Origin of the sequence: Cryobacterium sp. TMB3-10, assembly GCF_004402305.1 — a bacterium.
Taxonomy (GTDB): Bacteria; Actinomycetota; Actinomycetes; order Actinomycetales; family Microbacteriaceae; genus Cryobacterium; species Cryobacterium zongtaii.
In genome coordinates this window covers 154,935-177,941 of record NZ_SOGH01000002.1, presented here as the reverse complement: position 1 = coordinate 177,941, position 23,007 = coordinate 154,935, and the positions used below count along the sequence as shown (strand labels likewise).

23 protein-coding genes and 1 pseudogene are annotated in these 23,007 nt (G+C 63.5%); 10 read left to right on the top strand and 14 right to left on the bottom strand.

The genetic code is table 11. From position 1 onward, the window contains the following. Nucleotides 1–100 precede the first annotated feature (100 nt). The 3 genes from E3T22_RS00900 to E3T22_RS00890 all read left to right on the top strand — a co-directional run bounded on the left by E3T22_RS00900 (nt 101) and on the right by E3T22_RS00890 (nt 3,824). The gene (locus tag E3T22_RS00900; protein WP_088456585.1) at nt 101–1,153 is read left to right on the top strand and encodes an iron ABC transporter substrate-binding protein; all 1,053 of its coding nucleotides are present in this window, start codon (nt 101–103) and stop codon (nt 1,151–1,153) included. Between the two features lie 98 nt (nt 1,154–1,251). Then, nucleotides 1,252–2,706, top strand: coding sequence for an iron ABC transporter permease (locus tag E3T22_RS00895; protein ID WP_240632207.1), 1,455 nt, complete (start codon nt 1,252–1,254; stop codon nt 2,704–2,706). After that, a complete protein-coding gene (locus tag E3T22_RS00890) occupies nt 2,703–3,824 on the top strand; it encodes an ABC transporter ATP-binding protein (protein WP_134479743.1) in 1,122 nt (373 codons plus the stop codon). The genes E3T22_RS00895 and E3T22_RS00890 overlap by 4 nt, the downstream gene beginning before the upstream one ends. On the opposite strand, the gene E3T22_RS00885 is transcribed toward E3T22_RS00890, so the two are convergent. Continuing rightward, nucleotides 3,784–6,402 (bottom strand): AMP-binding protein, encoded by a 2,619-nt coding sequence (locus tag E3T22_RS00885; protein WP_166791405.1) that lies wholly within the window; start codon nt 6,400–6,402, stop codon nt 3,784–3,786. The two genes, E3T22_RS00890 and E3T22_RS00885, sit on opposite strands and share 41 nt — an antisense overlap. A 128-nt stretch (nt 6,403–6,530) precedes the next feature. On the opposite strand from E3T22_RS00885, the gene E3T22_RS19575 reads away from it, so the two are divergent. Both E3T22_RS19575 and E3T22_RS00875 read left to right on the top strand, forming a co-directional pair. Continuing rightward, the gene (locus E3T22_RS19575) at nt 6,531–6,917 is read left to right on the top strand and encodes a family 1 glycosylhydrolase (protein ID WP_370291296.1); all 387 of its coding nucleotides are present in this window, start codon (nt 6,531–6,533) and stop codon (nt 6,915–6,917) included. A gap of 668 nt (nt 6,918–7,585) precedes the next feature. Then, a complete protein-coding gene (locus E3T22_RS00875; RefSeq protein WP_134408441.1) occupies nt 7,586–7,888 on the top strand; it encodes a hypothetical protein in 303 nt (100 codons plus the stop codon). 359 nt (nt 7,889–8,247) lie between these two features. Here E3T22_RS00875 and E3T22_RS19440 read toward each other — a convergent pair whose 3' ends face one another. The 3 genes and pseudogenes from E3T22_RS19440 to E3T22_RS00865 form a co-directional block, all read right to left on the bottom strand. Beyond that, a complete protein-coding gene (locus E3T22_RS19440; protein WP_255453177.1) occupies nt 8,248–8,379 on the bottom strand; it encodes a hypothetical protein in 132 nt (43 codons plus the stop codon). A gap of 38 nt (nt 8,380–8,417) precedes the next feature. Further along, nucleotides 8,418–8,522, bottom strand: a pseudogene (locus E3T22_RS00870) (leucine zipper domain-containing protein); the annotation flags it as partial. A gap of 284 nt (nt 8,523–8,806) precedes the next feature. Next, nucleotides 8,807–9,412 carry a CGNR zinc finger domain-containing protein gene (locus E3T22_RS00865; RefSeq protein ID WP_198415068.1) on the bottom strand — a complete coding sequence of 202 codons (606 nt, stop codon included), beginning with the start codon at nt 9,410–9,412 and terminating at the stop codon, nt 8,807–8,809. A gap of 120 nt (nt 9,413–9,532) precedes the next feature. Between E3T22_RS00865 and E3T22_RS00860 the strand changes: the two genes are divergently transcribed. Both E3T22_RS00860 and E3T22_RS00855 read left to right on the top strand, forming a co-directional pair. Continuing rightward, the gene (locus E3T22_RS00860) at nt 9,533–10,084 is read left to right on the top strand and encodes a carboxymuconolactone decarboxylase family protein (RefSeq protein WP_088456592.1); all 552 of its coding nucleotides are present in this window, start codon (nt 9,533–9,535) and stop codon (nt 10,082–10,084) included. Nucleotides 10,085–10,293: 209 nt separating this feature from the next. Next, the gene (locus E3T22_RS00855) at nt 10,294–10,755 is read left to right on the top strand and encodes a nuclear transport factor 2 family protein (RefSeq protein ID WP_134479737.1); all 462 of its coding nucleotides are present in this window, start codon (nt 10,294–10,296) and stop codon (nt 10,753–10,755) included. Nucleotides 10,756–11,041: 286 nt separating this feature from the next. On the opposite strand, the gene E3T22_RS00850 is transcribed toward E3T22_RS00855, so the two are convergent. Then, on the bottom strand, nt 11,042–12,568 hold the full coding sequence (locus tag E3T22_RS00850; protein ID WP_241983558.1) for a hypothetical protein: 1,527 nt from the start codon (nt 12,566–12,568) through the stop codon (nt 11,042–11,044). A gap of 719 nt (nt 12,569–13,287) precedes the next feature. Between E3T22_RS00850 and E3T22_RS00845 the strand changes: the two genes are divergently transcribed. After that, nucleotides 13,288–13,533, top strand: a complete 246-nt coding sequence (locus E3T22_RS00845; RefSeq protein WP_134408443.1) for a hypothetical protein — start codon at nt 13,288–13,290, stop codon at nt 13,531–13,533. A gap of 42 nt (nt 13,534–13,575) precedes the next feature. On the opposite strand, the gene E3T22_RS19570 is transcribed toward E3T22_RS00845, so the two are convergent. Continuing rightward, entirely contained in the window at nt 13,576–13,821 is a 246-nt protein-coding gene (locus tag E3T22_RS19570) for an ANTAR domain-containing protein (RefSeq protein ID WP_088456596.1), read from the bottom strand. On the opposite strand from E3T22_RS19570, the gene E3T22_RS00835 reads away from it, so the two are divergent. Further along, the gene (locus E3T22_RS00835) at nt 13,764–14,402 is read left to right on the top strand and encodes an RNA polymerase sigma factor (protein WP_241983557.1); all 639 of its coding nucleotides are present in this window, start codon (nt 13,764–13,766) and stop codon (nt 14,400–14,402) included. The genes E3T22_RS19570 and E3T22_RS00835 overlap by 58 nt on opposite strands. 1,024 nt (nt 14,403–15,426) lie before the next feature. Here the strand turns inward: E3T22_RS00835 and E3T22_RS00830 are convergent. The 6 genes from E3T22_RS00830 to E3T22_RS00805 form a co-directional block, all read right to left on the bottom strand. After that, the gene (locus E3T22_RS00830; RefSeq protein ID WP_134479733.1) at nt 15,427–16,140 is read right to left on the bottom strand and encodes a GAF and ANTAR domain-containing protein; all 714 of its coding nucleotides are present in this window, start codon (nt 16,138–16,140) and stop codon (nt 15,427–15,429) included. Between the two features lie 313 nt (nt 16,141–16,453). Continuing rightward, nucleotides 16,454–16,819, bottom strand: a complete 366-nt coding sequence (locus E3T22_RS00825) for an ATP-dependent DNA ligase (protein ID WP_240632210.1) — start codon at nt 16,817–16,819, stop codon at nt 16,454–16,456. 444 nt (nt 16,820–17,263) lie between these two features. Next, a complete protein-coding gene (gene heR, locus E3T22_RS00820) occupies nt 17,264–18,067 on the bottom strand; it encodes a heliorhodopsin HeR (protein WP_134479731.1) in 804 nt (267 codons plus the stop codon). A 400-nt stretch (nt 18,068–18,467) separates the two neighbouring features. Beyond that, entirely contained in the window at nt 18,468–18,752 is a 285-nt protein-coding gene (locus E3T22_RS19565; protein WP_370291310.1) for a zf-TFIIB domain-containing protein, read from the bottom strand. Between the two features lie 596 nt (nt 18,753–19,348). Next, nucleotides 19,349–19,672: a hypothetical protein gene (locus E3T22_RS00810; protein WP_134479727.1), complete on the bottom strand. Its 324-nt coding sequence runs from the start codon at nt 19,670–19,672 to the stop codon at nt 19,349–19,351. Next, nucleotides 19,665–20,708, bottom strand: coding sequence for a TerC family protein (locus tag E3T22_RS00805; protein ID WP_088458049.1), 1,044 nt, complete (start codon nt 20,706–20,708; stop codon nt 19,665–19,667). The genes E3T22_RS00810 and E3T22_RS00805 overlap by 8 nt, the downstream gene beginning before the upstream one ends. 366 nt (nt 20,709–21,074) lie before the next feature. On the opposite strand from E3T22_RS00805, the gene E3T22_RS00800 reads away from it, so the two are divergent. Next, nucleotides 21,075–21,488 (top strand): hypothetical protein, encoded by a 414-nt coding sequence (locus E3T22_RS00800; protein WP_134479725.1) that lies wholly within the window; start codon nt 21,075–21,077, stop codon nt 21,486–21,488. A gap of 137 nt (nt 21,489–21,625) precedes the next feature. Here the strand turns inward: E3T22_RS00800 and E3T22_RS00795 are convergent, their stop codons facing one another. Both E3T22_RS00795 and E3T22_RS19560 read right to left on the bottom strand, forming a co-directional pair. Then, nucleotides 21,626–21,904, bottom strand: coding sequence for a hypothetical protein (locus tag E3T22_RS00795; RefSeq protein WP_133160366.1), 279 nt, complete (start codon nt 21,902–21,904; stop codon nt 21,626–21,628). A gap of 551 nt (nt 21,905–22,455) precedes the next feature. After that, entirely contained in the window at nt 22,456–22,914 is a 459-nt protein-coding gene (locus E3T22_RS19560; protein ID WP_370291293.1) for a DUF6226 family protein, read from the bottom strand. Between the last annotated feature and the right edge of the window lie 93 nt (nt 22,915–23,007).

The following is a 23,007-nucleotide window of genomic DNA, read 5'->3' as shown; positions in this document are numbered from 1 at the left end:
CGGCATACCGATTATCGTCACAGCGATCGGCGAGGCAGCACGATGCGCGCACTGGTGGCTTAGGATTGCCTTACCTGCCCCATGGACTGAAAGGTCCCCAATGCTCTTTCCCCTGCGTCTCGCGCGCCTTGCCCCCGTTGCCATCGCCGCACTGCTCGTTGCGGGCTGCTCAGCGAGCGGCCCGGGCGATGATTCGAGCGACAGCCAGGATGGTGGCACTTCCGACGGCGCGCTCGTCGTGTACAACGCCCAGCACGAGGAGCTCACCACAGAGTGGGCCGACGCCTTCACAGAGGAATCCGGCATCGAAGTGGTCCTCCGCAATGGCGATGACAGCGAATTGGGCAACCAACTGGTGCAAGAGGGCGCCGCCTCTCAAGCCGACGTTTTCCTCACCGAGAACTCACCGGCGATGTCGCTCGTCGAGAAGGCAGGCCTGCTCGCCCCGGTCGATGAGGCCACTCTCGCGCTCGTGCCGGAGCAGTACCGACCTTCATCGGGCGACTGGACCGGCATTGCCGCCCGCTCGACTGTGCTCGTCTACAACCCTGACCTTATTTCCGAGGCAGAGTTGCCCACCTCGCTCCTGGATCTAGCCGACCCTGAGTGGAAAGGCCGCTGGGGTGCGGCCCCGGCGAAGGCGGACTTCCAGGCCATCGTCTCAGCTGTGGTCGAGACGCAGGGCGAAGACGCCGCGCTGGAGTGGCTCGAGGGTCTGGCAACGAACGCCACCGAGTACCGCAACAACATCGTCACCATGAAGGCTGTCAGTGCCGGTGAAGTGCCCGTCGGCGTCATCTACCACTACTACTGGTACCGCGATCAGGATGCCGCGGCGGAAGACAGCGGCAATACCCAGTTGCACTATTTCGGCAACCAGGACCCGGGCGCCTTCGTAAGCGTGTCCGGTGGCGGCGTGCTCAAGAACGCCCCGCACGCCGACGAGGCCCAGCAGTTTCTTGCCTTCATTGCCGGAGAGCAGGGCCAAGAGATCCTCGGCGAGGGGTACAGCTTCGAGTACCCGGTAGCCTCGAACGTTCAGGCGAAGTCCGAACTTCCACCGCTTGACGGCTTGGCGGCCCCGGTGATCGACCCTTCAGCCTTGAACGGCCCGAAGGTTATCGAGCTCATGACGGAAGCCGGTCTACTCTGACTACGCACCTAACCCGGCCGCCGTTTGTCGCCACGCCAGCGCGTCGCGCCTCCGGCGGTCTCATCACGCTCGTCGCCGTTCTTGCCCTCGGCGCGCTCGTGCCCATCGGCTACGTCGTCCAGGCCTCGGTTGCCATGGGCTGGGACGAGCTTTCGACGCTGGTGTTCCGCCCGAAGGTCGGCGAGCTGCTCGTCAACACTGTGCTCCTCGTCGTGATCGGCGTTCCGGCATCGGTTGTACTCGGGGTCAGCGGCGCCTGGCTGGTTGAGCGCACAGCCCTGCCGGGGCGCCGTGTCTTCGCGGTGGCACTGGCTGCGCCGCTGGCGATTCCCGCCTTCGTCGCCAGTTACGGGTGGGCGAGCGTTGTGCCCTCGATCAGCGGGCTGTGGGGCGGTGTGCTCGTCGCGGTCACCGCGTATTTCCCCCTCGTGTACCTGCCCGCGCTGGCGGCGATCCGGGGCCTCGACCCCGCACTCGAGGAATCCGCGCGTTCGCTCGGTATGGGCTCGTGGACGGTGTTCTTCCGGGTCGTGTTACCGCAGCTGCGCGTGGCGGTCCTGGGTGGCGCCCTGGTGGTCGCGCTGCACCTCCTGGCGGAGTACGGCGCCTTTGCCTTCCTGCGCTTCGACACCTTCACCACCGCCATCGTTGTCGCATATCAGACAACCTTCGCCGGGCCGAACGCGGCCGCACTCGGGCTGGTGCTCGTGCTGCTGTGTTTGGTCCTGCTTGTCGCTGAGTCCCTCGCCCGCGGCCGTGCACGCTACGCCAGGGTAGGCGGCGGTTCGCCGCATCCGCCGGCCCGGGTACCGCTGGGACGCCTCGCCCCGCTGGCGGTCGCCGGGCTGGTCTGCCTCGTCACGGCCTCGACCCTCGTGCCGTTGACAAGCGTGGTGCGCTGGTTGTTCCGCGCTGACACGGCCGACCTCGGGCACCTCGCATCGGCGACGGTCCAGACCCTCGTCCTGTCGCTTGCGGGAGCCGCCTGCGCGATCGCCGTCGCACTCCCCTTCGCCTGGTTGGCGGTGCGCTACCCAGACCGGCTCTCGCGCGTCCTCGAAGGAGCCGCCTACCTCGCCAGCAGCCTTCCCGCGATCATCGTCGCGCTCGCCCTCGTTGCGACGACCCTCGCCATCGCCCCCACTCTTTACCAAACTGCGTTCACGGTCATCGCCGCGTACGTCGTGATCCTCCTGCCTCGTGCGCTCGTTCCGCTGCGAGCCGGCCTGTCGCAGGTGCCCGAGTCGTTGGAAGAGGCCGCTCGATCGCTCGGCGTCCCACCTTTCGTCGCGCGCCTGCGGGTCACGGTGCCGCTACTAGTGCCGGCGGCGTGCGCAGGCGGCGCCCTTGTCGCGCTCGGTGCGGCGAACGAACTCACCGCGACACTGCTGCTCGCGCCGACCGGCACCCGCACGGTCGCGACCAGCTTCTGGTCCGCGGCTTCCTCACTCGACTATCCGACCGCTGCCCCCTACGCCGTGGTGCTGGTGCTGCTCTCGTGCCCGGCCGTCGCCCTCATGTTCGCCCACGCAACCGGACGGAGCCTCCGATGACCCTGCACCTCTCTGGCATCTCGAAGTCGTTCGGCGCGACGGAGGTGCTCCGCGACGTCACCCTCGAGGTGCCGGACGGCACCCGAATCGCCCTGGTCGGGGCGTCGGGCAGCGGCAAGAGCACCCTGTTGCGACTCATCGCCGGCTTCGAACGACCTGATACCGGCACCATCACCCACGACGGCCGGGAGATAGCCGGCCCGCGATCGAGTCTGCCTGCGCACCTGCGCGGCATCGGCTACGTCGCACAGGACGGCGCACTGTTCCCGCATCTGTCCGTCGCCCGCAACATCGCGTTCGGACTGCCCAGGGCGGCCAGGAATCACGCGCGTGTGCGCGAACTGATGGAATTCGCCTCTCTCGACGCCAGGCTGGCCGCCAGGATGCCGCACGAGCTTTCGGGCGGGCAGCAGCAGCGGGTCGCTCTCGTTCGCGCCCTCGCGCAGCGACCCAAGGTCATCCTGCTTGATGAGCCGTTCAGCGCCCTCGACACGGGTCTCCGCGCCCAGACCCGGCAAGCGGTCGTCGATATGCTCGAGCTCAGCGACGTGACGGCCATTCTGGTGACCCACGACAGAGACGAAGCGCTCTCATTCGGGCAGCAAGTCGGTGTGCTCGCGGGCGGCCGACTGGTGCAGGCCGGTACGCCGGCGACCGTCTTCGACTCTCCGATCGATGCCCGTGTCGCCGAGTTCCTGGGTGACGTGGTGCTCGTGCCGGCGCGCCCGGCGGGCGCCGACGCGGTGGACTGCGCCTTGGGACGCCTTCCAGTGCGGCACGACCGCAGCGGCGCGGCCGCCACCCTGTTCGCGATGGTTCGGCCCGAGCAGCTGCGTCTGGCGCCGGCTGCGGATGGCGGCAACGCGACTGTCATCAACGTCCGGTCAACCGGTGCAGGCGCCGAACTCACGCTGGCGTTCGACGGCGGCGAGTTCCCGGCGGAGGCGACGCACCGGGTGCCGTTGCACGCGGCGGCGCAGTTCACGGCCGGACGCTCCGTGCAGGTTTCTGTCGATGGCGGGGTGGTGCTCTACCCTCAGCCTGGCGCGCCGGGCCAGAAGTCAGCCCTGAGCACGCCTAGACCTGCACCGGTCGCTTCTGTCGCGCCGTCGAGGTAACACGCGTCGACCAAATCGCTCCTCTGACCCGACCGCTCACCAGCGTGTACCCACGCCAGGCGATGACACCGACCATGAGCGAGAGCACAGTCCCGAGCCACGGCGCATCCTGCTCGAACGGCGGGTACACCTGCCAGTGGGTGAGGTAGATGAACATCGACGCTCCAGCCAGCGCGACGACAGCGGGCACCAGTAGTCGTGGCACGCGAATAGCCGGTACCCAGACCAGCACCAGTGCGCCGCCGGCGGGGATGGCTTCGCGCAGCGGATCGTCGAAGAACCCGAACGAACTCACCCCGATGACCATCGAAACGAGGACTCGCCTCGACGTGCTGTCGGCTCGCGCGACAAGCCAACCGAGCGCGATGAGCCACACGACCACGGGTCCGCTGTAGCGCTCGACATACTCGGCATGCGGCCCGGCGAAAACGAAACGCGCCACGAGGGCGACGGAGAATGCGACGAGGGCGAAGCCGAACGGCCACCGCCGCTCCAACCGGTCCACCGGCCGGATGGCGAACAGGACGGCAAGACCGACGAGGGTCCACAGAAGCGCTTCGAGAAACCAGAACTGCCACTGTTCATTCCACCGCCCGTCGCCCGGCACGAGGTTGTTCACTAGCAGGACAGTGGTGAGGCTGTACTGGCCGCTCAGGAGGGCGACAGCACCGATCCAGAGCACCGCGGGCACCGCGAGTTCGGCAGCGCTGCGACCGAGGCCACGGAATCTGGGCCGCCCCGGCACCGATGCGAGTTGAAAGCGGGCAAGGTTGTATCCGGCGACGGCGAGCAGCAGGTGGGCGCCACCTTTCAGGCCGAACAAGTCGGCGTGCGTGCCGACAATGAGCACGATGGCGACCGCCCGCAGCACGGCCGGAGTCTCGAGGCGCAACAGGTGTGCGAAGCGAGGGCGGCGGCCTGCATCGACGGAAGCGCCCGGCGCACCGGAGCCTGCTTCCGCTCGCGCTCTGTCGGCGTTCTCGCGCACCTCTGTGGCGAACGCCGCCAACTCCCGAACTGAGCGGGTCGGCCAGTCCCTGGGCAGCTCCCCGAGCATCGCCTCGAGCCGAAGCGACACTTCGATGTAGCTGAGCGAATCGCCGCCGAGCCCGGCAAAGGAGTCGTCTAGGCTCACTTCAGGTTGGGACAGCAGCGTCGAGAGTAGATCGCGAATCATGTCGGGTGCGACGCCGCCCCCGTGTGCCTTGCTCACGTGGCACACCGAGTCAGAGGTCGATTCGACGCGATCCTGCAGTGCCGCGAACCGCACGAGAGCCGCCGTGTCGGGCTTTCCGCTCGAGGTGCGAGGGAACTGGGCTATCGCATACGTGCCGATGACCCGCATGGGAATTCCGACGAGGGCGGCGGCGCGCTCGTGGGCGCGTTGGGCTGCGCGATCCGAGGTGGCGAAGAGAAGCAGCCGTTCATCGGAGCTGGCCACGCGCACCTCGATCCCTTCGTCGAGCAGGAGCCGTTCAACTCGGTCGAGGTCGATTCGCAATCCGAAGATTTTGACGAAACGGTTTATCCGGCCGACAATCTCATACAGGCCGTCGGCGCGCCGGCGCGCGAGGTCCCCCGTCCGCAGTTCGTGCACGGTGCGACCGAGTTCGAAATCCGCCGGAGTCTCGGCGTAGCCGAGCATGACGTTCGGCCCCTCATAGACGAGCTCACCCTGACTGCCGGCCGAAGCCTCCGTGCCATCGTGGGCGTCGATGCGGAACCGGCCGCCGGGAATTGGTCGACCGATGGCACCGGCAGAGTCCTGGAGCAGATCGGGCGGCAGGTAGGCCATCCGAGCCGTGGCTTCAGTCTGGCCGTACATCACGAAGAGTTGAAAGCCCCGTTCGTCGCCAATACGGGCGAACCGTCGGATGACTTCCGGAGCGAGCCGACCGCCCGCCTGGGTCAGGTACCGCAGGCTCGGCACCGAACGCTCGGCGAAGTCGCCGGCCTCCAGCATCTCGAAGGTATAGGGCACGCCCGCAAATGAGGTGATTTCATGGGCGGATGCCTCGTCCCAGAACTCCTCGTCCGTCACCGATCGCTCGGTGAGAAGGATGCTTGCACCGGCGAACAGATGGCTGTTAACGACCGAGAGCCCGTAGCAATACTGCAGCGGCAGGGTCGTGGCCGCGCGATCATCAGGTCCGAGGCGCAGGTACTCGCCAATGGATGCGGCGTTGCTTCGCAGGTTGTCGTACGAGAGGCGCACGAGCTTGGGGGATCCTGTCGACCCCGACGTGCTGGCGAGTAGGGCCAACTCCGGATGGAATTTGTGTGCGCTGCCGGGGTGGCGCTCCTCGAGTGTCCACCCTTCTGGGCCGTGGCCGGCAATGACATCGGGCCGGAAACGCTCGGTGAGGGCGGCTCTGTGGATCAGGCTCGCCTCATCTGAGGCGCCGGGAACGAGGAACACGGGGTGCCCGCCCTCGAGTGCGGCGAGGTAGGTCACAATCGGCTCCAGCCCATTAGCCGCCGCGATCATCACCAGGCGACGGGTCTCGCCAAGCTGCGTCCGACGCGCCCGGATGAGCAGAAGTAGCTCGGCATAGCTGATTCTGACGCCGTTGCCCACGAGGGCGGTAGCGTCCGACCGACCGCCGAGAAGGGACAGGCTGGGAACAGAGACTAGCGAGGGCATAGCGGGCGGCTTTCAACACGGGCGGGAAACGCAGAATCGGGCCAAGTAAGCCTAACCTAACGTTGTGCGGACCTGCTTTGCGCTCGCGAAACCACCGGGTCGACGCGTACCGGATGTCGCTGTCATGGACGCGAGTGTTCCCAGACGGGACGCGGCGCAACCCTGCCGGGCTCGACTTCGACGACCGCCTCATCGACGCAACCCTTGCGCGCAACATTGAACCGTTCGTCACGATCAACCACAGGGAAGTGCCCCTCGCGCTAGACGAACGTGGTGGTTGTCCCAATCGCTTTACGTACACGACCACCGGCACTTTTAACGGGCGAGTGGTCGGCAACGTGGGCCTATCCTCGCCGCAACCGGCGACCGTCCCCAGCGTCGCCGGCTCCCCCGGCAGCTCTGCCCGGTCTTTGGCGGCTCCCGAAATCAGCCCCGCAGTTCGCTGCTGAGAACGGGATTGCGGATTCGGTTGCTCAGACAGTGCTCTCCCAGTGCTTCTGGCTCGTCGCCGCGGCGGGCGTCTACGGAGACCCTTACAAGGCATGCAAGGAGCAGCCCATCTTCGCGTCTGGGCGTTCCGACGTCCCCGAAGCAACCGACCACGACCTGGCAGCGCCGACCCAATCGCCAGGGTGGGTCAAGCTTGACTACCGCCCTAGCGCTGAGAACCCCTCCAACGAAGCCTGGTACTACGGTTCAGCTCAATGCCCAGCCCCAGTTGCAGGGCTCAATTGTGATGAATACCCGTTCAGAGCTACAGTCCAAGGAGGGGCAACCGCCCTGCCTCTCCCCAGTCTCAAGCTCATAAATGGAGCACAGAATCAACTACAGGGCAGCCGCTACGGTTCCTTTTTGTCGACGTGTCACGTTTCGTCCAAGCCAGTAGGAGAGCGGGGCTTCCTTGCGATTCCTCTCCCCCCGTCCGCAGTTGGAGTGCCTACTTTGACTTTGTGCAATGGGAGCTAACTCGTGACTGCCGCTGAGGTCGGGCAAGAGCTGCAGCGGTTCGCGCAACTCTGCAGCGACCGCGGCGCCGGCAACATCAGACGGATGCGCCCGGGCCTCACGTCCAACCAGCTCAGCGAGATCGAGAAGAAACACAACCTCCGGTTGCCTGATGAGACTCGACATTCGCAACGAAGGCGATGTTTTTCTGTATCCAGGATCACGCTGGTTAACGCTGAGCTTCAGCACTATCGCCAGGGTTATCGATATCACCGATCATTCCATCCCCAACGCCCTCGTGCTCATTTCCGACGCCACCGCATCGCCGGAAGAGTTCCCGATCGTGTCCGTTGCCAAGCAAATTTGGTGGTGGAACTTCGCGATCGAGAGCGGTGTCTGGGCGCTTGACGAAGACGGCCAGTGGGTTCATGACCACGCTCATTGGCCGACTGGCCCGGAGCGGCACCTAATGTAGCGGCCGTTGTAGCGACGGGCATAGACGGATTCCGTTCGCCGACGGGGAGCCACTGCGTGTAGTGCGGTGGCGTAAGCCTGTAGAGCGCCGGTGAACAGCAGGCTGCCACGGTTGTCGCGGAGCGAGGAGCACAGTCTCTGCGGCAATTTTGGCGCCGAGCACGTCGACGGCAAGAGCGTTGGCCCCTCCGTCGTCATCGCCGTCCGTCGGGGCGCAGTAGTGCCGCGTTGCAGATCAGGGCTGACGGGGCGCCGAGCTCATCGATGGCCTTCGACAGCGCCGCGCGCAAAGCTGGCGGGGATCACTGGCGTCAGCAGCGTAGCCGCGGGCGTCCACGTCGGCGCGACTGAGCTCAGTTGTCAGGGAGTCGACTTGCTGTCGGCGCTGCGGGCGTGTAGGGCGATGTTGTGGCCGGCGGCGGCGAAGGTGCGGGCAAGGGCGAAGCCCATGCAGGGGCCAGCTCCGAAGATGATTGCGGTTCCCTTGGTCATGGGTGGTTGCTTGCCATGGGCGCAGGTGCGCCCCCACCGCGTGCGCAGTTGCGGGGCCGTGACGACCGATTATGGAGCCCTGTTGTTCCTTCGGCGCGGTGCCGGTTGATCCATCGGTGGGCGCACTGCCGGTAGATGCCGAGTCTCCACTAGAACCAGAGGTTTTCCCTTTTTTCAACCCCGACTGTCACCAACCTCTCGGCTCAGTACAACTATTAGCGGCCCGCGGAAATTTGCGGGCGGGCACTGGAGGTCGCGATCTATCCGTTGACGATTATTAGTCAGGTCCAGGCCAGAGCAGTGTCAACTGGGTCGGCACGCAATCACGCAAAGGATTGATGACGATGCAAACGTACAAATTCATGGTCTATTTTCTGTGCTGTGCTGGCGCGACGAACAGTTCAGACACTCGAGTCAGGTCAGGACACTACTGGTCGGCACGCACTTGCGCGCTACGTGCAGACCTCACGGATTGGTAGTGCCGGGCGGCGCGGGCGCGATTGCCGCAGGCAACCGAGCACCATTCCCGCCGCGGGTGCGTCTTCGTGAAGTAGAGCACGCACCCTGGGGCGTGACACGCCCGCAATAGGGCCGGATTCGCGCTGAGCAGCTGTTGGGCTTCTACGGCAACGCCGGCGATGCCGACGACGACTGGCGACCGCGCCGATTCGGCGGCGAGCACGAGGCGCGCGTCGAGCAGTCGCAGCCGGGCAATCGGTCGCTGGCTGGCAGCGGCGTTCACGTTTCGGGCCGCGTCCTCCACGCTGGCTACGGCGGATACGGCAGCCGGACGGCGGTCGCCCGTGACGTGGGCTGCCAGCTTGCGTACTGAGTCCCGAAACGTCCGTGCGCTCAGGAACTCCTCTTGCGTGGCCGCCACGCCCTGCACGTCAACGCCGACTGCATCCAGCCACGCGTCCAGGTCCGACGGGGCCGCGAAGTCATCGTGCTGACCCTCCGAGTCGGCCCATCTCGTCGCCATCAGCCGCACCGGGGCGGGTTCGTCAGCGAGTACCCAATTACGGTCTGACATGTCATTTCTCACCTCACCAAACTATCACGGAACAAGCAGCTTGCATCCGTTAGAACATTCATGGTAGAACTTGTCACGGATGAACACGTGTTCATGCATTAGAAACGAGGAGACAAAACTATGACCGCCACCACCGCCGCCACCATCGCCCCGATCCAGCCCGAGACGGCCACAGGCGTCGCCAAAGAGCTGCTCGATCAGGTCCAGAAGGGACTGGGCCTCGTGCCGAATATGACCAAGGTCATGGCCACCAGCCCCGCTTTGCTGAAGGGGTACCTCGCGCTCTCCGCCGCAGTGGGATCAGGCAGCCTTCCTGCCGCGGTGCGTGAGCGTCTCGCGATCTCGACCGCACAGCTGAACGGCTGCGAGTACTGCCTCTCCGCCCACACCTATATCGGTAGCAATATCGCCAAGGTGGATGCTGCCGAGCTCGACTCCGCGCGCCGCGCCGAGTCGAGGGACCCGCATGTTGCCGCGCTGCTCAAACTCTCCAACACGATCGCAGAGTCTGCCGGTGATGTGGGCGACGAGGCGATCGGCGCAGCCCGCGCCGCTGGCGTGACCGACACGGAAATCGGTGAGGTCGTCGCGAACCTCGCGCTGAACATCCTCACCAATTACTTCAACACGCTCGCCAAGGTGGAGAACGACTGGCCCGTAGTCGGGCTGTAAATCTCCCTCGGTCCTCGAGGAGATGATGACGACGATCGAACGCACCAGCTCGCCGATGTGGGTTTCCACGCCGGCGAGCTGGCTGTGCGGCGCAAGCCGGGGTCGGGCAGGACCAGGCCCGGGCGGCGCAGCTGCGCGGGCCCGCCACCCAGACCGCCGTCAGCTCTTATCCGCGCAACCCGCGCTAACTGACTTAAAGGACAGATGGAATGACCGAATCCCGACCCCCGTTCCCTCCCTTCGACCTACCCTCGGTGCTGCAGAAAGTTCAGGCAGCCGAAGACGGTTGGAACAGCCGCGAGCCCGAGAGGGTCGCTCTTGCCTACACGCCTGACTCGATCTGGCGAAACCGGGACGTGCACGTCGTCGGGCGCCCGGCCATCATTGAGTTCCTCACCGCAAAGTGGCAGCGTGAGCAGCACTACGCGCTTCGCAAAGGGTTGTGGGGCTTCCGCGGCAACCGCATCGCCGTGCGGTTCCAGTACGAGTGGCACGACGATCACGGCCAGTGGTGGCGCAGCTACGGCAACGAACTGTGGGAGTTCGAGCCCAACGGCCTGATGAGCCGCCGAGAGGCATCCATCAACGACCACCAGATCACCGAGACTGAGCGTCGCTTTTTCGGGCCCCGCCCACAATCCGAACACGGCGTTGACTTTCCGCTCTGGTGACACCCATGAATCAGCGCATTGAGAGAGGGCAACGAGGGTTCTCACGCTCTGCCAGCCCGAGCGACAGCGTGTCTCATATTCGGGATGCCTCATAACCGATGGTTTGTGGAGGTTCCTGTCGGCGGCGGCGTCGAGTCTCCGACTGGCCTGCCGCCGCGTGATCCGCGCGGGACGAGTAGGATTTGTCGCCTCGGACCGCGTCCGGCCGGGTGCGCCGGCGGCCGATATCGTGCGCCCCAGTGCCCTTCCGTCGTCTGGCCGGCTCCGGAGCACGTGCCCGCAGATGTCAGCTGTGTGTCCCCACCACCGCGATCAGCTCGCGCGCCTGGGCAACGATGGCGTCACGCCACGCCTCGAACGTCGCATCCGTCGCGGCGAACTCGGTGTGGAAGTGCTGCATGTCGGGGGTGTGGATGTGCCCGGCCGGAATGCCGAGCCCCGCCCGATCGCGCAGCAGCGTGTTGCGGTAGGCCGACTCATTCGAGAGATAGGTGCCACCTCCGCCGCTGCGCGCGCAGGAGCCCTGGGGTGGGGGCGTCGGCTCGAGGGCAGGCGGGTATGTGTCCTCGCGCTGGGAAGTCTCCTTCTCTTCACCTGAGTCGCATCTGGGGAAATACCTGTAGTTCGTATTCCACAGCACGCCGAACGCAACCGACTCGTCTTCCCACGAATCGCCCGGCGGACGGGGAACATTCGAACCCGTGCGTGCCGCGATCATCTGCTCGATCGGTAGCGTCGACGCGGTCCACTGTGGTGGATCCGTCAATGTGTCGCCGCCACCCCAACGCTCCAGCACCTGGGTGTTGCAGCCAGGATTGTCCTTTGCCAGCTGCGCGGCGCCGGTCAAACCGGCAGGCGGACAGGGCGCAAAGCTGTCGTTGCCGGCAACGTCGCCGTGGTATCGGCCGTTCCATTGCTCCAGCGCGAACTGCGACCCGGCCGCCTGGCTCATGGTGATTGACGCATCCAACCGATCGTCGCCGGGCTCCATGAGTGGACCTACGGTGTCGTCCAGATATCCGCGCTCGAACTCGGGGTAGTTCACTGGCAGCGTGTACGCCTCGTAGCGCACCGTGGTGCCATCGGGAGCCGTCGTCGTCGTACCGTCAATCGCCAGTACGGTCGCCCCGGACGGATTACCGTAGCGAATCTGATTGCCGGCTGTTCCCGCCGCGCTGCCCGTGGCGCCACCGTCGAGAGTGAAGGGATCGAATCCGCTTACCAGCACCCGCGCCACCTGGTCGCCCGACGGCAGATCGACGTCACGCATGCCGCGGGCCGCCCGGTCGAAGGCATCGACCAGCAACGCACGCTCTTTGGTGGAGAGGGTGAAGTCCGGGCCCCACTGGTGCAGCACGGTCATGGCCTCCAGCCGCGTCCAGTACAGCGGTCGGTCGTCGCTCGCCGGCAGGTCACCGGTGACGCCTTCCGTCGATTGAGCTCGGGCGACAGCGTCCTGCCACAGCAGGGTACCCAGTCCCTCGACGACGGTCTTCGCATCGGCAAGGGACCCCTGTCCGCAGACGTCTTTGGCGAAAGCAGCGGTGAACTCACCGAATCCGGCGCCCTCGACCATCGTGCGTGCGAACGTACGATCGGCGGGCTGCGACGGATCGGCCTCGTCCGGCATAAACGCCGTGAGGCGCTCCTCTTCGACTGTGACGGGCAGCGAGGCGTTGGTGCAGCCCTCGGGTGCGAACCCGGCGACGATAGCGCTGAGCTCGTCGGATGCCGACTTGAGGGCGGTCGTTGACCGCTGCTCCGGGGTGGCCACCGCTGGCGAGCATCCGACCAGCAGTACGGAACCGAGCATCAGCGCCAGCCCGGCAGCGACAGGTACCGTCTGACGCGAGCGTGCACCTGGTTGACCTTGCTGAGATCGGCCGGATAGAGGGCGCATGCAGGATTCCCTTCCGCGCGTCCGCGGGGCGGCATAGCGCTTGGTCAAAGAGTGAACTCGAATCATTACATGCCTTTCGTTCACCTACGACGCTACGAACCAAGCCGCACCTGCACATCAGACTCCAGTCTCGAAAAAGAGCGACGAGGCAGTACCAGAGTCCACACCCGCGTAGTACTCGTGTGCCGCCCGCCGCAGTCTTTTCGGTTACGCAGTACCCGCAACTGATCGACCCCTCACCGAAAACGCTCGTAGGCGGCGCGTCAGATCGGAACGCAACTGTTGACATGTTTCGCGACCCGGAGCGCGTGGTGACGCAGCGTGGATCGCGCGCCATGGACAGCGCCTGGGCCCAGGTATCGCGCATGGTCAAATTGTGCTTGATGCGCTGAGACCTCGTCGCGGTGAGTCTCGGACCAGAACTTGAGCTGCCGGACCGTTTCGTGAAGTGACAGTCCCAGGCGGGTGAGGACATGACCGGAGTATTCGGCCGAGAGGGCTGGATCACGGCCGCCCATGCGCGTGCGACCTCTGCTACCGGCGACTGACGCATCTTTGTCGAATGCTAGTCAGGAGCACCCCTGACAACGCATGCTTGAGTGAATTGATCCACGACATGGAGGGAAATTGCGATGTCCGGCACTGACTTGGGCGACAACGACCAGACCCGCAAGGACACCAGTTACAGCCCGGCGAGCGAAACTGAAACGCAAGCCAAACAGACCGACGCCGCACCGTCAACGCTCGACCCCGAGATTGCCGACAAAGTGAATGTGGCGCCGGGAACAGGCGGTCCCGATGATGTTGGGGACGTCGAGGTAAATGAGGAGGACATCAATCTGCCGCCGTTTGGAGAGACGGTGGAACCTCCGGATTGACCCCTAACTCTTTCCTGAGCAAGGGGTGGTCGCTGATCGGACCTAGCTGATCATCGCTTGTTCGTTGTCGCTGACGTGGTGTGTCACGCACTTCGTTGCCATGTCTCGAAGGCTCATGTGCGCGCTGGCCGCGGCCGCTCGCAGGATCAGGAAGGCCTGATCCATGGGTACGCCGTGACGTTGCGCGAGAACGCCCTTAGCGGGCCGCGTTGTGTTTGTATACTCAACGAGTGAATTCAGCTGATCGAGACAATGAGCCCGAACCGGTGGGTCCTTCCGCGCAGTCATCGAGCAGCTCGATACTGCTGGCAGACGTCGGCCGGTCGCTCCTCGAAGACGAGCCGGATAGCGTCCTGGTTGACGTCGCGAGGAGCGGGAATTTGGTCGCTTTTGAGGTCTTGGTGCGTCGCTATCGGAATCTGATGCGTGGCTACGCCGTCAGGATCCTGAAGTCGTCTGCCGATGCTGACGATATCGTGCAGGAGGCCCTCATTACTGCTTGGGAAAAGCTACCAACCTTAAACGATGGCGCGCACGTGAAGGCCTGGTTAATGCGTGTGGTGCGCAATAAAAGCCTCGACCGGATCCGTAGGAACGCCCCGGTGGCTGCCGAGTATGACGATGACACAACAGAAATCCTGGATACCGAGCCTTTCAAGGTCGTCGAAACGCTGCTTCAGAATGAGGCATTGGCCCTAGCCCTTGCCAATCTGCCGACCAACCAGCGCCGCGCCTGGCTGATGCGCGAGTTCTCCGACTGCAGTTACGCCCTCATTGCGGATGAACTCGAAATTCCGGTATCGACTGTCCGTGGTCTCCTCGCGCGTTCACGCAGAAGCTTGGCAGGGGCGTTGGCCGACTGGCGCTGACGGTGTTTTCATCAACTCGAGAGGAAGCCTCCTCGGCTAGCTCATCATCAGCGGTACGGAAATTGAATTTGACGTGCGCTAGCTCGATACTGGCGGCAAGCTGCGCCGGGTGAGAGTTCGGTGTCTCTGGGTCTTCGTGCCGCGCCAGTATCGCAAATCCGTGTCGACGACGCCCGACGAGATCCTAAGATTCGAACTGATCGACGCAGCCGGATTTCGACTTTGATTCACGACGTCACGGCGTGGCTCCTCGCCTCCAGGACGCCGGCTCGAAATATTGACATTGGCCCGTCCGGGGTGTCAGCTATGTGAAAGCGCGAGTTGAGCAGGGGGCCCACTCGCGTGTGGGGGTGCTCATGAATCTACGCAACCGCTTCAACTCACGCTGCGGTGCCCGATGAGCACCGCCGCTACGCCCCGTCGAATTTTCGACCTGGTCGACTCGCTACTCTCTGGGACGTGGCCTGTCCTGGAACGCGACGCATTTGCGCTACTCGAGAGGCATTGCTGCAACGTTTTGGTCGCTCACCGGCACACTGAACGTGCGGTTCGGGTTGCGCGTTGGCACTGCACCGAACTAGACATCTGGGGCGCCTGGACGACCTGTCCCCCGCACGGGATCGGGCTCAGTGTCTATCTGTCGGACACTACCGCCACCGGCCCCACCATCTCGCTCGGGTACGGCGCCCTGACCAACGAGTTCACCACTCATCTGGGAGCGCCAGAGATCATTGACCGCAACCCCTACAGCCCCCGAACATCGTGGACTCGCCACAATCTTGCCGTCAGCATCGACTCTTACACCCGAGAACACGAATGCCCCTTGATCAAACTGACTATCCAGCCGCTGACCACAGTCATCCAACACCACGTCACCCCAACCGACCAAACCGCCTGAAATCTGGGGTCCTGTCCGGCGCCTCGTTACCCACCCGCTGGCTGAACTACCGGAATGTTGAAGGCAAGCAGCCCTGGACTTCTAATCCAGGCGAGGGCGTTGAAGCGGACGTCTCAATCGTTCCACCTAAAACGAGAGCCCGTGATGCACGACACCATCAGCGATGTCGTGCAGCTTTGAACTACTTGTGCGCGCGTAGGTGCGGAGCAAGGAGAAGGCGGCATCAATGGGCACCCCGTGGCGCTGCGCCAAAACACCCTTAGCTTGCTCGATAAGTATCCTGCTCTTCAGCGCTTGCTGTAATTGACCGTTCACCGTGCCTTGATTGCGGATGGTTTGATGTTGAACGAGGCTGATCGTTGCCACTTGAGCCAAGGCCAGCGCCAAGGCTGCGTCCTGGTCGCTAAACGGTTCGCGGGTGGAACTAAAGAGGTTAAGGCTCCCGAAAGTGTGACCGCGCAGGCGCAATGGGAAGGCATGCACGGCATCGAATCCTCGCGAGAGGGCAATCGCAACAAACTGAGGCCACCGCCCGGATTCTTCGGAGAGATTAGGAATCTCTACAGGTTCCCCGGAAGCGAAGCAGTCCAGACACGGGCCTTGATCGTGACCAAGCTGGGCCTCTTCGACCTCGCTCGTACGCTCGTTGGAAGACGCCACAATGTGAAGAACTCCACCGCTGTCGGCCAGAAGAATTCCGGCGTCTGTCGCCGCGGTATATTCGGTGCTGGCCTGGACGAGGATGTCCATGGTGTCGACGACGTCGCGGCCCGCGCTTAGTGAGTCGGCGAGGAGCACAAAGACGTCTGCAAGATCAACTTCGCGTTGTGAGGAGACCATGCACACAGAGAATAGAGCGCGATCACGACGGCCGTAAAGGGCTTGCGCTCAACTGTCAAAGGCCCTACACGGATTATCGAACTGTGCTCTTGGCCCACACTGGCTCATAGACCTCAGCGGTCCCGTTCGTCAGCCCAGCCATCCAGGACTGGACAGCTCTCGGACAGTGCTAATCGAAATACAGTCCCAATGGAAAGCTCTGGACACCAAAGCAAAATAGACGAAGGCAGTCCTTCGAGATTGCACAATGATCGGAATGGCTATCGACGACATTGCGGATTTTGTCCCGTCGAACCAAATGTGCTGACCGAACTCAGCCGCTCATGGGCACTGTTGCCCTGTCCTGGGCGGGTCGATTCGCGACGAGTGGGCGCGGTTCTGGGATGACCGTCATTCCTTCGGGCGTGTTCGCGGACTTGACTAACACTTCGACCCACTCCAAATCGAGGAAAGGCCATCGGCCGTCTGCGAACTTGAAGAAGAGTGGGGCGCCGGGGAATATCCAGATCGAGCCCCGCCCTCCGTCACCGTCCGTCTCATCTTTCCAGGAGAGATGAAAGCTTTCTTTTAGGTGGAGCTTGACCCCGATGGCGACCTGAAGATGAGCGAGTGTCCAGTCGTTGAAATAGATTGTGAGGCCCGAGTCGTACGTCAAGGTTCCCATGAGCTTTCCTCTCATGAAGTAACTATGGCCAGACCATAACCCCACTGCGTAGCCTCAGGGAGGGGGTTGCGCGCTCCCGCGACACTGTGTGTTCCATGCATTGCGGCGACGTCACGAGCGCTCTGGTACAGGAGCGGATCCGCACCTGCGAAAATGCGTGCGACGAGCTAATTGCGGCGAGCGAGAATTGCGCCGACGCGTGTCTGGCGGTGCCTGGTGACGGAAAAGTCACAGCATGTTTCCTCGCCGATCTCTACTGCGTGGAAATCGCAGCGGTGACAATCAGAGTGCTGTCATGGACGACAAGCACGACTGCACAGCAGCGATCTCAGTCCTGGGCGCGTGCGTAGAAGCGTGCACATCATCAGTAGTGCTCTCCGAATTCCGACGGCCCAAGGCTGCTCCCCCCACCAGGGCGCCGATGCTAGTGATTGTGTCGATTCGCTGAGCCGGACCGGCCTAGCTGGCGATCGCCGGGATGATGGCGCCGGAGAACACCTGCCAGGCCAGCGCCGTTTTCGCGACCAGGCTCAGGGTGATGTAGGTGCGTTCGCCCTGCAGGTAGCTCTTCCACTGGCCCACCTGCTTGTATTGCAGCCATTGGTTGATGGCGAAGGTGTTGAAAAACACGAACAGGGAGATGACGATACCGACCACGAACCCGGGGGCCGCAACGTCACTGGCGCTGCCCGGACGAAGGAAGTAGATCAACACCAGGATCCAGGGCACGATGCCCACCATGGACCCGAGGATGAACGGCAGCAGCCGCCCCGTACCCGGCTGCTCGTACTTCTCTTGCAGCGCGCCGAACATGATCATGGCGGCGTTGACGGCGAACACCGCGACCAGCGCGCCGATGTCGGTGACGCCGTTGATTTGTAGGATCAGCCAGATCATGATCGACGAGCTCAACGAATACTCCACCCAGCGGAAGTAGTTGTGGTTGTTCAGCAGTCCCTGCTTATAGCGTGCAAAGAACCCGGGGCTGGAAATGAGGAAGTGGAAGAAGGCGCTGAGCGCGAGGAACGCGACGACGCCGATGCCGATGTTCACCTCGAAGAGTGTCACCCGTTCCGGCGGGATCGGCACACCGGGAGGGCCGGCCAGGTAGTCGGCGGTCACGGCGAACAGAACCTGCGAGCTCAGCATGGTGAGAACCACCGTGAAGCCGATGGCCTGGATCAGATGCAGACTTCCGGCGACAACGTTATAGATGCGCAGCCGATCGATCTGCTCGTCAGGCGTGTTGACCCTTTTGGCCATGGGACGACTCCTTAGTTCGTGGGCGCCAGGGCCCCTGAGGACATCTTGGCACCGCCGTATCCGTAATTGGTTCGACGAGTGAGGAGCGGGCTGAGGCCGCCAGTTCTCCTGTACCCGCGTTCTTGGGTTAGCGACGATCAATACTCTTGCTTCCCCGCATATCCTTCAAAAACTCCACTCGACTTGGCCTTAAGCCGAGTGCCGGATTCATGTGCCTGCCCGTTGAGCCGGTCCCCCGCTCTCAAGCCGGGTTCGCTGTCCGGAGTTTGCGTGGGGCGGGGACAGTATTGAGGATTGTTGAGGTCAGGTCGGCGTTGCGGTCGGATAATGCTCAGGTACATTCCCACAGAGATGAGCAGAGTTCCAGCGGATCGTTGCGGCGGGTCAGCCGTGCTTCCGGTCACGTCTTCCGGTCGGTGGGTGGCGGGGTGTCCTTGAACAGGTCCGCTAGCCAGTTCTCGCCCCGGGATGCAGTCTCTTTGGATTGGCTGACAGGCGGGGTGTCCATATTCTCGCTCGCGGAGCTTGTCGCTCGCAGCGGGGGTAGTGACGGTGGCCGGCCTGGACGACTGCGGGCGCCGGCGAGGGCAATGACTTTGTCCAGTTCCCCGCGATCCAACCACACCCCCCGGCAGATCGGGCAGACGTCGATCTCAACGCCGGCTCGGCGAGCGACTGCCAGCATGGCTCCGTCGTGAGGGCAGTTCATGTGTGCTCCTTTTCTGTGGCTGAACAATACGGCGGCTGGTGAAGCGGGCGAATACCCCAAACATCACCAAAGGATCAGGGGTTTCGAAGAGAACAAAGGGGTGAGCGGGAACCACGCGACGCACAGTACCCCCCATTCGCTGACCCTTCCGGCGGGAGCCGGGAGCCGAAGTGTGGCGCGCGTGGCGCTAAAGGCCTCGACGTATACCTGCGATAGCGTCACCTCCACACCCGCCGTGCCTGCATCCCGCATTACCTCGGCGAGCATCGCCCGACGTCGGCGTTCACTCGATGCTGAGAGGACGGCCGGATCGATGCTGAATCCACCCCGTTCTGGCTGCGCGTGCACCCCGACGTGCGCGGTCCGTTCGGCCAGCACTCGTACGCCGGCAAACAGTCCCACCCAGCGGTCCCTGTCGCGGGGAAGAACGATGTGCACACACAGGTCATCGTGGCGGGTGAGCTTGAGGAGGTCTTCAGGCCACAGCTCCCCATCTAAGACCAAGCGGCCGACCGGCGCTTCGTACGCAGGGCCGCGGAGCTGGCAGTCGCGGGGAGAGTGCGTCATCGTGATCAGCTCGATTCCGGGCAGGGCCGGTCGTGCAGCTGCACCCGGGCGCCCCAGTCATCGACCGGATGCCACACCCCGGTCGCCTCAGTGGTGCGATCGATGACCGCCCGGACAGTGACCGGAATATCTCCTGAATTGCGCAGACTGCCGCATCCCGGTACCGGACCCCCGCAGGTGTCGTCAACGCCGACGGTCCACGCGACGACCAGAATGCCGGCTACCGCGAGCAGCGGCAACGCAAGCACCGCCGGCGTTACACCTCGACGGCCTCTCCGCACTGTCTGCGGTTGAGAGTCCAGATCCACCGAGGGGTCCAGGTCACTCATCGAAGCGATCCTTTCCGCCCCCGGCGGGCACTCCACGGCGGCCGAAGACCGGCTCAACCGCAGCAAGTTCCTCGTCGGTGGCGATCCGGAACGCCCCAGCGGCCTCGGCCTGCACTTCGCGTCGGCCTTGACCGCGGGTGGCGCGGAGGCTGGCCACGATGGACACCGTGATGATGGTCACGACTACGGCCAGGCTGATCGTGGTCGGGATGTAGAAGACATCCAGCAGCAGCATCTTGATACCCACCCAGATCAAGACGAAAGCGAGTCCGATCTTGAGGTAAATGAACCGATGGATCAGGTCCGCGAGCAAAAAATACATCGCCCGAAGCCCCAGGATGGCGAACGCGTTCGCGCTGAAGACCAGGAACGGTTCGCTAGTGACGGCGAAGATAGCCGGGATCGAGTCGACGGCGAAGATGATGTCCGTGATTTCCACCAGCACCAGCACGGCCAGCAGCGGGGTCGCCACCACGATTCCTGTCTTGCGGATCAGGAACTTCTGCCCGTGGTAAGCGTCGGTCATCGGCACGAACCGGCGAAACACCTTGAGAATGCGGGATTTCTCGGGGTGGACGTGGTCGTTGCGAGAGCGGAACATCCGCCACCCGGTGTAGATCAGGAACGCGGCGAATACGTACAGGATCCAGGAGAAGTTCTCGATCAGCGCGGCGCCGGCGGCGATGAAGATCCCGCGGAAAATCAGGGCGCCCAGGACGCCGAGGAACAACACTCGGTGCTGGTACTCGCGCGGGACCGCGAAAGCGGCGAAGATAATCGCCCAGATAAACACGTTATCTACCGCGAGGGATTTCTCGATCAGGTAGCCAGCGAAGTACTGCTGCCCGAATTCTGCCCCCCACAGCGTCCACACGAGCACGCCGAACGCGACACCGAGAGACACCCACACGATCGACCACACGGCGGCTTCCCGCACACCGATCACGTGAGCTTTGCGGTGGGCGACCAAGTCGACCGCAAGCATCAGCAGGATCACACCCAGGACAGCGAACCACGCCCACAGAGGGACAGTCATGACAAAGACCTCCACGAAATTATCGTGAAGGTCTCATCGGCCTTGCGGCCCTGCGCACCGGAACCCACGGAGGGAACGTATTGACGATGCGGAGCGAGGATTACTCCCCTTCTATGGATATTCAACACGAGAGGCGTGCTTCACGTCAACTGGGCCAGCCGAGGATTCCCTGAGCGAAGGATAGAAACTGCTTGTTTGACTCGCGCCGGGTATCTGGCTCGACTAGGCTCACCTCGCGGTTCAGCGGGCTGCAACACAAGAACGGTGGTTGCGGTGAAAGCTTCGGGACTCGACCTGAATTCGCGGTTGAGGCGCTACCCATGGGTGTCGCGGGCACTGAACGCGGAGGCCGTTTATGGCACCGTTTTGACCGCTGGCCTAATTTCTGCGTTCTCCCTCTACAACCCGGGACTACCCGTCCTGATCGCCCGCACTGTCGGCACCGTGTTGGTTTTTTGGGGCGCACACGTGTACGCCGAGATTGTCGGCAATCGGGAAACGAGCTGGCGGGAAGCGGTGCGTGAGGCTCTGCAACGCTCCGCCGGATTACTGTGGGCCCTCATCGTCCCGGTGGTCTGCCTAGCCTCAGCCGCAGCGCTTGGGCTTTCGATGGATGCCGGCGTCGACGTCTCGCTGTGGGGTGCCGTGATCACCCTGGCCGTGTTGGGATGGTGGGCAGCCCGACAACGTCGCGCCGCCCTCGTGGCAAAGCTCGCCACCGCCGCCGCCACCGCCGGCATGGGTGTCGCATTGATCGCCCTCAAAGCGCTCGTACACTGACCGATCCCTTGCCGCCAGACTGGGCCGGGCTAACTAGTGCTCTTCGCAGCCTGCGGCCCAGGTCGTAACCTGCGTCGATGGGGCCGTCACAGAGAGTTACCTCGTGAAGTGTGGCCCGACGCCCAGCGGGCTCAGCCTCAGTCGATTACGCGCCATTCGCGCACGGACTCCTCGACGGTCTTGGTTTCGAGGTCTCGGCGCACGGTCTCCAAAAGAAAGTGGGGGTCGCCGAGGTCGGCGGCAGTGCGAAGAACCTCAGCTCCGCTCGCGCGCCGGCGGATGACAAGGTCAGCGTCGACCTCGACGTAACCCCATGCTGCACGGACCAGCGCCAACGCACGACGGAACAGACGTCGAGTGCGTGTACCCGATGGCTCCTCAAGCTCGGCGACCAGGTGGTTTGACGCGCGATCCATTCCCTCATCTTGAGGCATATCAAAGCGCCTCGGTTGGTGTGCCTCCTGGTTGAGGTTGAGAGACGCTCCACAAATCAGTCGGACGCCAATAGGCTGAATGGCCTACTTCCCAGAGCCGCCAGAAGTCTGGAACGTCTGCCGAGCGGCCCGAGGTCCCCAACGCGTAACGAATTTCAGCCAGCCACGCTACTTCGTTGTCGTCAATCTCTAAATGAAAACCAACTTCGCACGGGGCGTGCACTGGTATTCCTGTCGGATCGATCCGCTGCTGACGGCACCCTGTCAATCGACGCCGGCCACCGTGGCTGGTAGAGGATCGCCTAACAAACTTTCGTCCGCAGCCGGCGTCTCGTATCCAACCTTCGCCACAACGGTCAAGGGGGAGATATCGGCGCACATCGGCGTTACCGTAAACCTCATGCTCCGCAGCGAATTAATTCACGCTCTGATTCAAGAGCGGATACGTACCTGCGAAGAAGCATGTGACGAACTGGTCCGTGTGAGCGAGATGTGCGCAGAGGAATGTCTAGCAGTGACCGGTGATGGGGAAATCACCACGTGTTTCCTAGCCGACTTGTACTGCGTTGAGATTGGACTTGTGACGGCCAGGGTTCTTTCATGGACGACCAGCGCCAATCACGCAGCAGCGATCTTAATCCTGGATGCCTGCGTCGAAGCCTGCACAGAGTCCGTGATCGCATGTGAGCGAATGGCTCAGCTCCACCCCAAGTGGGCAACCTGCACAAAAGCGTGCCACCGCGTGAGTAACGCCTGCACAGACCTGCAAGTAGCCCTCTCCGTCCGATAGACGATCGTCTATCGACCGTACGCCACGCGACGAGTGCGAGGGCGACGTCGTGAAGTAGCGCGAAGCGATCCAGATTACTCAAACGCGAATAGGCGTCTTCGGGCGGGGACTCCCCTCCCCATCGATTGCCGTAATCGATAAAGAGGCCCCGCTCGTCGCGATAGATCCCCACTGGGATCGTGGGGTGTCGATACTCACTCATGGTCACACGCCAGTCGTCAGCGTTCTCTCCATCGAGCGATCCCTTCCGGGCCCTCCTCCGCGGCTCGAAACCCAGGGGCTTTAAGGCACTAGG